The following is a 6,149-nucleotide window of genomic DNA, read 5'->3' as shown; positions in this document are numbered from 1 at the left end:
TCCAGCCACTGCGCAGGGAAGGCCGAGTGATCGGCGACACCTGTATGCTGCTGTGCGGTCTTTTTTGCGCGTGCCTTTCGCGCAGCGGACCGCGGGTGCCAGCCGGCACCCGGCCTTCCCTGCGCCCTCTTGGATTTGAGGGTGGAGTGACCAAGCAAAGCTCGGGCGAAACGCGCCGCGAGGCCGAGAAGACGTGTCTGCGAGCTGAGCTGCGTGCCAGCAATGACGACAGAGCGCACCGCTCCGTCCTCGTCTTATCCCACGCTCTTCCGCTGACTCAGATATCGAAGCGCCAGCTTGACGAAATTGTGCACCACCATCGACGTCTCATCCTCTCTGAAGACCAGAAACACGTCGGCCGTCGGCGGCGAGGGCCGGATCGGGCGGAAGACGATGTCGGCGGTGGTGAAGCGCGCAATCGACTGCGGCACGAGCGCCACGCCGAAACCCGCGGCAATCAGGCTCGGGATCGACTGGGCGTCGACCACCTGCTGGGACACTTTTGGCAGGAAGCCGGCATCGACGCAGCAAGTCTGGACGTAGCGTGCGAAATCGGAGCTATCGGGATCAAGCACGACGTGCTCCTCGGATGCGAGGTCACCGAGGGCGACGCGCTTGCGGCGCGCCAGCCGGTGGGTGCGGGGCATGGCGACAACGACCTCTTCCCGCCACGCAAGCTTGCTGACCAAGTCGCGCTCGGCGGGATCGCCGCGAATGAGACAGATGTTGGTCGTGCGGCCAAGAAGCGCCGCGATCTGCAGCGCCGGCGCCTGCTCGTGCACCGTCATCTTCACCAGCGGAGCGACCTGCCGGTAAGCCGCGAGCAGCTCGGCGAGACGGCCGCGCAGGATGGAGCCGGTCGCTCCGACATCCAGCGTTCCGATCAGGCCGGCCCCGATCGACCGAGCCTCGTCCTCCGCGGCCTTGACCTGGTGCAGGATCGTGCGTCCTCGCAGCAGCATGGCCTCGCCCGCCTGCGTCAGCTCGACCTTGCGGCTAGTCCGGTAGAGCAGCTGGGTCCCGAGCTCCGCCTCGAGAGCCTGGATGTGCTGGCTGAGCGGCGGCTGCGAAAGGTTCAGCCGCCGGGCGGCGAGGGTGAAGCTGCGCTCTTCGGCAACGGCAATGAAGTAACGGAGCTGGCGGAGATCCATAGTGAAAGCCTATCAATCGTGTCGTTCTATATATTGGACTTGATGTCGCACCTGGTCAACGAATGACCGATGGAGCCTTCCAGCGCCCGGCCGCGACGAACGGCTCCGTACGCGACGACCTCACGTCGAGCGCCAACGACAAGAATGGCAAAAGGCTGCAGCCGACCAAGCCAGACGAAAGCCCAGCGAGCGAGGAAAGCCATGTCCAGTTTCGTCATGCCGAAAATCTTCAAGTCACTCTTCTTCCAGGTCGTCGTTGCCCTCGCCGTCGGCATCGCGTTCGGCGTCGGCTATCCGGACACCGCCGTGCAGATGAAGCCGCTCGGTGACGGCTTCATCAAGCTGATCAAGATGCTGGTGCCCGTGATCGTATTCTGCGTCGTCGTGCAGGGCATTTCGGCGGCCGGCGACCTCTCGAAGGTTGGCAGGGTCGGCATCCGATCGCTGCTCTATTTCGAGATCGTCACCACCATCGCCCTGGTGTTCGGCATCGCGCTTGCCTATTACTTCCAGCCCGGCGCCGGAATGAACATCGACCCGAAGACGCTGGATGCCAAGGTGCTCAGCGGCTTCAGCCAGACGGCCGCCCAGGTTGCCGGCGGCGGCGTCTCCGAATTCCTGATGAAACTCATCCCCTCGACGCTGGTCGGCGCCTTCAGCTCGGGCGACGTCCTGCAGGTCCTGATCGTCTCGATCATGTTTGGCTGTGCCGTGTCGCTGTGCGGCGAGCGTGCCAGGCCGGTCATCGAATTCGTCGAGCGCGTGAACGAGATCATCTTCAAGATGATGAACTTCGTGGTCCGCCTCGCGCCCATCGGCGTGTTCGGTGCGATCGCCTTCACCGTCGGGAAATACGGCATCGGCTCGCTCAAGCAGCTCGGCGGCCTCGTTGCCCTGTTCTATCTGGCAGTGGTGCTGTTCGTGGTGATCATTCTCGGGACGATCATGCGGATCTCCGGCTTCAGCCTGTTCAAGCTGCTGGCGTACTTGCGCGAAGAGCTGATGATCGTGCTCGGAACGGCGGCGGGTGACAGCGTGCTGCCGCAGACCATGCGAAAGCTCGAGCTGCTCGGGATCAAGCGATCGACCGTGGGCCTCGTGATCCCGACCGGGTACTCGTTCAATCTGGATGCGTTCTCCATCTATTTGACCCTGGCGGCCGTCTTCATTGCGCAGGCGACGAATACGCCGCTCGCAACGGGCGATCTCCTGGCGATTCTCGGCGTCGCGCTGCTGACCTCCAAAGGTGCCCATGGTGTTCCGGGCTCGGCCATCGTCGTCCTCGCGGCGACGCTGGCTGCCATTCCGGCCATCCCGGCGATCGGACTGGTGCTGATCCTGTCGGTGGACTGGTTCATCGGTATCGCGCGCGCACTCGGCAATTATGTCGGAAACTGCGTCGCGGCGGTCGTCGTCGCCTCCTGGGAGGGGGACCTTGATCACGCCAGGGCGCGGCGTATTCTGAACGGTGAGATCGATCCGTCAGTCGAAAGTCTGCGGGCCGATCCCGTCGATGCCGATGCGCCCGTGGCGGGTCTGCAGACGCTCTGAACGCAGAAAGACCTTGAGTTTGGCAATGGGGACACTCTCGATCGAGCCGTTGACGAAAGAGGCGTTCGCGCCGTTCGGGGATGTCGTCGAAACCAGGGGGATGACGCCCCTGTCGATCAACCAGGGCTACGCCGAGCGGTTCAATGGGCTCGCCAATATCGACGTCGCCGCGGAAGGCGGGCAGGTCAATATCAGCTGGTTCGTCGCCTCGGTGCGGCCGGCGCCGATCGCGATTCGCCTGATGGAACGCCATCCGCTGGGAAGCCAGATGTTCATGCCCTTGAACGGAGCAGATTGGCTGGTCGTCGTCTGCGCGGACCCGCTCGTGTTCTCGAGCTATCGGGCGTTCGCGGCAAAGGGCCACCAGGGTGTGAACTATGCCCGCAATTGCTGGCACCATCCGCTGCTGGTCCTCAAGGACGCCAGTTCGTTCCTCGTCGTCGACCGCAAGGGAGACGGCGACAATCTCGAAGAATATTGGCTGAGCGAGGAGATGCAGCTCGATCTCAGCTCGGTCGCATCGCGCGGGTAACCTTCACGAGGCTTGATGATGTCGTCGCAAACCTATCACGTACCGCAGGGTGGCCTTCCGCCGCAGACGGATCTGCTGAGCGGCCGCGCGGTCTTCACCAACGCCTACGCCGTCATCCCCAGCGGCGTTCAAAGCGATATCGTCACCAGCTACCTGCCGCACTGGGATGGCACGCGCGTCTGGGTCCTGGCGCGACCGCTCTCCGGCTTCGCCGAGACGTTCTCCCATTACCTCATGGAGATCGCGCCGGCCGGGGGAAGTGACAGTCCCGAGCCGGACCGGGACGCCCAAGGAGCACTGTTCGTGGTGGGCGGCAAGCTCGTTCTCAAGCTGGCAGATGGAGAGCGTGAGCTGAGGCCCGGCAGTTTCGCCTATGTGCCGCCCGGCTGCGCCTGGAGCCTTCATAATCGCGGCTCGGGCCCTGCGCAGGTTCACTGGATCCGCAAACTGTACCAGCGCGTGCCGGGGTTGGCCGAGCCCGAGGTGATCGTGACCAACGCGGACTCGGTCGAGCCCGTATCGATGCCGGGCACGGAGGGGAGATGGGCGACCACGCGTTTCATCGACCCCGCCGACATGCGCCATGACATGCATGTCAACATCGTGACGTTCGAGCCGGGCGCGACGATCCCCTTTATGGAGACGCACGTCATGGAGCACGGGCTCTACGTGCTCGAAGGCAAGGCGGTCTACCGTCTCAACCGCGACTGGGTGGAGGTCGAGGCCGGAGACTATATGTGGCTGCGCGCCTTCTGCCCGCAGGCGTGCTACGCGGGAGGTCCCGGCCGGTTTCGCTACCTTCTCTACAAGGACGTCAACCGGCACATGAATCTGCGGCAGGGCGCTCCGCTGATCTAGAGTGCCGAGACCGCGGCCGACAAGCCGCCTGAGGCCGCTCGAAAAACGGACGATCTAGGCCGGTCTTTCGATATGAGCGCGAATGGCGTTTCTGTCGACGTCGATCCAGCCGTGCTCGCGGGCCTTGGCCAGCATGTCATCATAGCCCAGACGCCAGCTGGCATGATCAGGTCGGCCCTGCAGCGAGGGGACCAGGTCAATCGAGACGAGCGCATCGCGATCGCCGAGCAGCGTGATTCCCTTCCATGCCTGGGGATCGAGTGGTGTCTCTGCATGCATCACCAGCTTGAACCTGCGAAAGTCGGATGGTTCGGAAAGCCGGACGACACCTCCGTCGAAGCATTCGATGATCATGGTGTCGCTCCTGTTGCGATCCCCGTCGACAAAGACGGTATTGCCGGATCCCGCCCGGCAAATCCAGCTAGCCGCGCGGCAGCGCGTGCAGAGCACCCTGAAAATTGACGAGCGGATCGCCGTGACCGCCTCGCGTCGCCACGATCCTGCCGATGAAGAGACCATGCGTGCCGACCGTCTGATGATGATGCAGGACGCATTCCAAGGCACCGATCGCCCGCTCGAGGAGCGGAACGTCGAGCGTGCCTTGCTGCCATTGCGCCGTTGCGAAGCGCTCGACGCCCTTGACGCTGCCGGCAAAGCGCAACGCCAGATCCTCCTGCCCGGCGCCGAGGAGGCTGACCCCGAAGCGGCCGTTGGCGAGGATGGCGCCATGGGTCTCGGAGCTGGAATTGACGCCGACGAGCAGGCTCGGCGGGTCCAGGCACAGCGAGGTGACGGAGCTGACCGTCAGCCCGCGCCGTGTCGTGTCCGTCCCCGTCGCCACGATGGCGACGCCGCTCGCGAGGTTGCGCATGGCCAGGCGGAACTCCGCGGCTTCGACCGAGCGGACATCGGGCATTTGAGGCATCTGACATCCCATGACGGACCTCCGAACCGCGCTTCTCGCCGGTTGCGCCTACGCCGAGACCGCCTCGCCCGCGACCTTGCCGCGGCCCGATGTCAGTTCCTTCCGGATCGCGGGAATGATCCTGCTGCCCCACAGCTCGATCTGGCGCAGCATCGTGCGCTGATCGAAATCGCCGAGCTGGGTCTGCAGCGCGATGTGCGTCGGCCTGAGGATGCTGATCTCCTCCAGCATGCGGTCGATCACCTGGTTGACGCTGCCGACGGGCAGATTGCTTCGCATCGTCTCCAGGCTCATGTCGTTCGGTCCCGCTTCCTCCTTGATCAGGTAGCCGTCATCGCTCTGGGCGCGGCGGAACTTCAGGCTTTCGGACAGCCGGCGCTGGAAGCGGGCATTGTCCAGATAGGATTGGATCTCGCTGTCATTGTCGCTGGCATAGGCGCAGCGCAGGAAGCCGAAGCGGGTGCCGTCGATGGAGCGGCCTTCCTGGGCCGCAATTCCTTCGAGGCGCTCGCGCAGGGCCTTGATGGCGTCGAGGCCATTCAGCAGCGCGGTGACGAACAGATTGTGGTTGTCGCGAATGGCGCGGCCGAGCGTCTCGCCGTGGCCGGAGGTGACCCAGATCGGCGGCATCGGCGTCTGCACGGTGCGCACCGCGATCGCGGTCGGCGGCATCCTCAGGTGCTCGCCGGAATAGGAGAAGATGCGCTCCTTCATGCCGGCGTGGAGCACGTCGTAGAATTCGGCGAACAGCGCATGCGAATGGTCGAGGTCGACGCCGAAGCGGTCGAACTCGAACTTCTGATAGCCGGAGCCGATGCCGAGATCGAGGCGCCCGTTCGAGACCGTGTCGGCAAAACCGATCTCGCCGAGCAGGCGCGCCGGATGATACAGCGGCAGTACGCAGACCGCCGAGCCGAGCCGGATGCGCTTGGTCAGGCCGGCGCAGTGAGCGACCATCATCAGCGGCGAGGGGCACAAGCTGTAATTGTTGAAATGGTGCTCGGCGTACCAGGCGGTATCGAAACCGGCCTGCTCGGCGGCGACCGTCTGCTCGACGGCGTTGTTGATGACCTGCTGCGAGCTCTGATGATAGCCGCGCTGCTGCGCCAGAATGAATACGCCGAATTCCATC

Annotated in this window: 7 protein-coding genes; 3 read left to right on the top strand and 4 right to left on the bottom strand. The window is 64.2% G+C overall.

Annotation, left to right across the window (positions count from 1 at the left end; genetic code table 11):
* Positions 1–254: 254 nt before the first annotated feature.
* A complete protein-coding gene (locus UNPF46_RS04435; RefSeq protein WP_100180283.1) occupies positions 255–1,151 on the bottom strand; it encodes a LysR substrate-binding domain-containing protein in 897 nt (298 codons plus the stop codon).
* Between the two features lie 216 nt (positions 1,152–1,367).
* On the opposite strand from UNPF46_RS04435, the gene dctA reads away from it, so the two are divergent.
* From dctA to UNPF46_RS04420, 3 genes are read left to right on the top strand one after another with little or no spacing between them, the layout of a single operon-like run.
* Complete coding sequence (gene dctA / locus UNPF46_RS04430; protein WP_100180285.1) at positions 1,368–2,702, top strand: C4-dicarboxylate transporter DctA; 1,335 nt, start codon at positions 1,368–1,370, stop codon at positions 2,700–2,702.
* 25 nt (positions 2,703–2,727) lie between these two features.
* Complete coding sequence (locus UNPF46_RS04425; protein ID WP_142249177.1) at positions 2,728–3,234, top strand: ureidoglycolate lyase; 507 nt, start codon at positions 2,728–2,730, stop codon at positions 3,232–3,234.
* Positions 3,235–3,252: 18 nt separating this feature from the next.
* Positions 3,253–4,092, top strand: coding sequence for a bifunctional allantoicase/(S)-ureidoglycine aminohydrolase (locus UNPF46_RS04420; RefSeq protein ID WP_100181510.1), 840 nt, complete (start codon positions 3,253–3,255; stop codon positions 4,090–4,092).
* Between the two features lie 54 nt (positions 4,093–4,146).
* On the opposite strand, the gene UNPF46_RS04415 is transcribed toward UNPF46_RS04420, so the two are convergent.
* The 3 genes from UNPF46_RS04415 to UNPF46_RS04405 form a co-directional block, all read right to left on the bottom strand.
* The gene (locus UNPF46_RS04415; RefSeq protein ID WP_142249168.1) at positions 4,147–4,446 is read right to left on the bottom strand and encodes a hypothetical protein; all 300 of its coding nucleotides are present in this window, start codon (positions 4,444–4,446) and stop codon (positions 4,147–4,149) included.
* Between the two features lie 67 nt (positions 4,447–4,513).
* Positions 4,514–5,017, bottom strand: coding sequence for a flavin reductase family protein (locus UNPF46_RS04410; RefSeq protein ID WP_246668591.1), 504 nt, complete (start codon positions 5,015–5,017; stop codon positions 4,514–4,516).
* Positions 5,018–5,065: 48 nt separating this feature from the next.
* Positions 5,066–6,148, bottom strand: coding sequence for an LLM class flavin-dependent oxidoreductase (locus tag UNPF46_RS04405; protein ID WP_100180289.1), 1,083 nt, complete (start codon positions 6,146–6,148; stop codon positions 5,066–5,068).
* Between the last annotated feature and the right edge of the window lies 1 nt (position 6,149).

This window comes from Bradyrhizobium sp. UNPF46, assembly GCF_006658625.1.
GTDB lineage: Bacteria > Pseudomonadota > Alphaproteobacteria > Rhizobiales > Xanthobacteraceae > Bradyrhizobium > Bradyrhizobium nitroreducens.
Note: the sequence above shows the minus strand (reverse complement) of the source record. Positions and strands in the feature narration are given on the sequence as shown.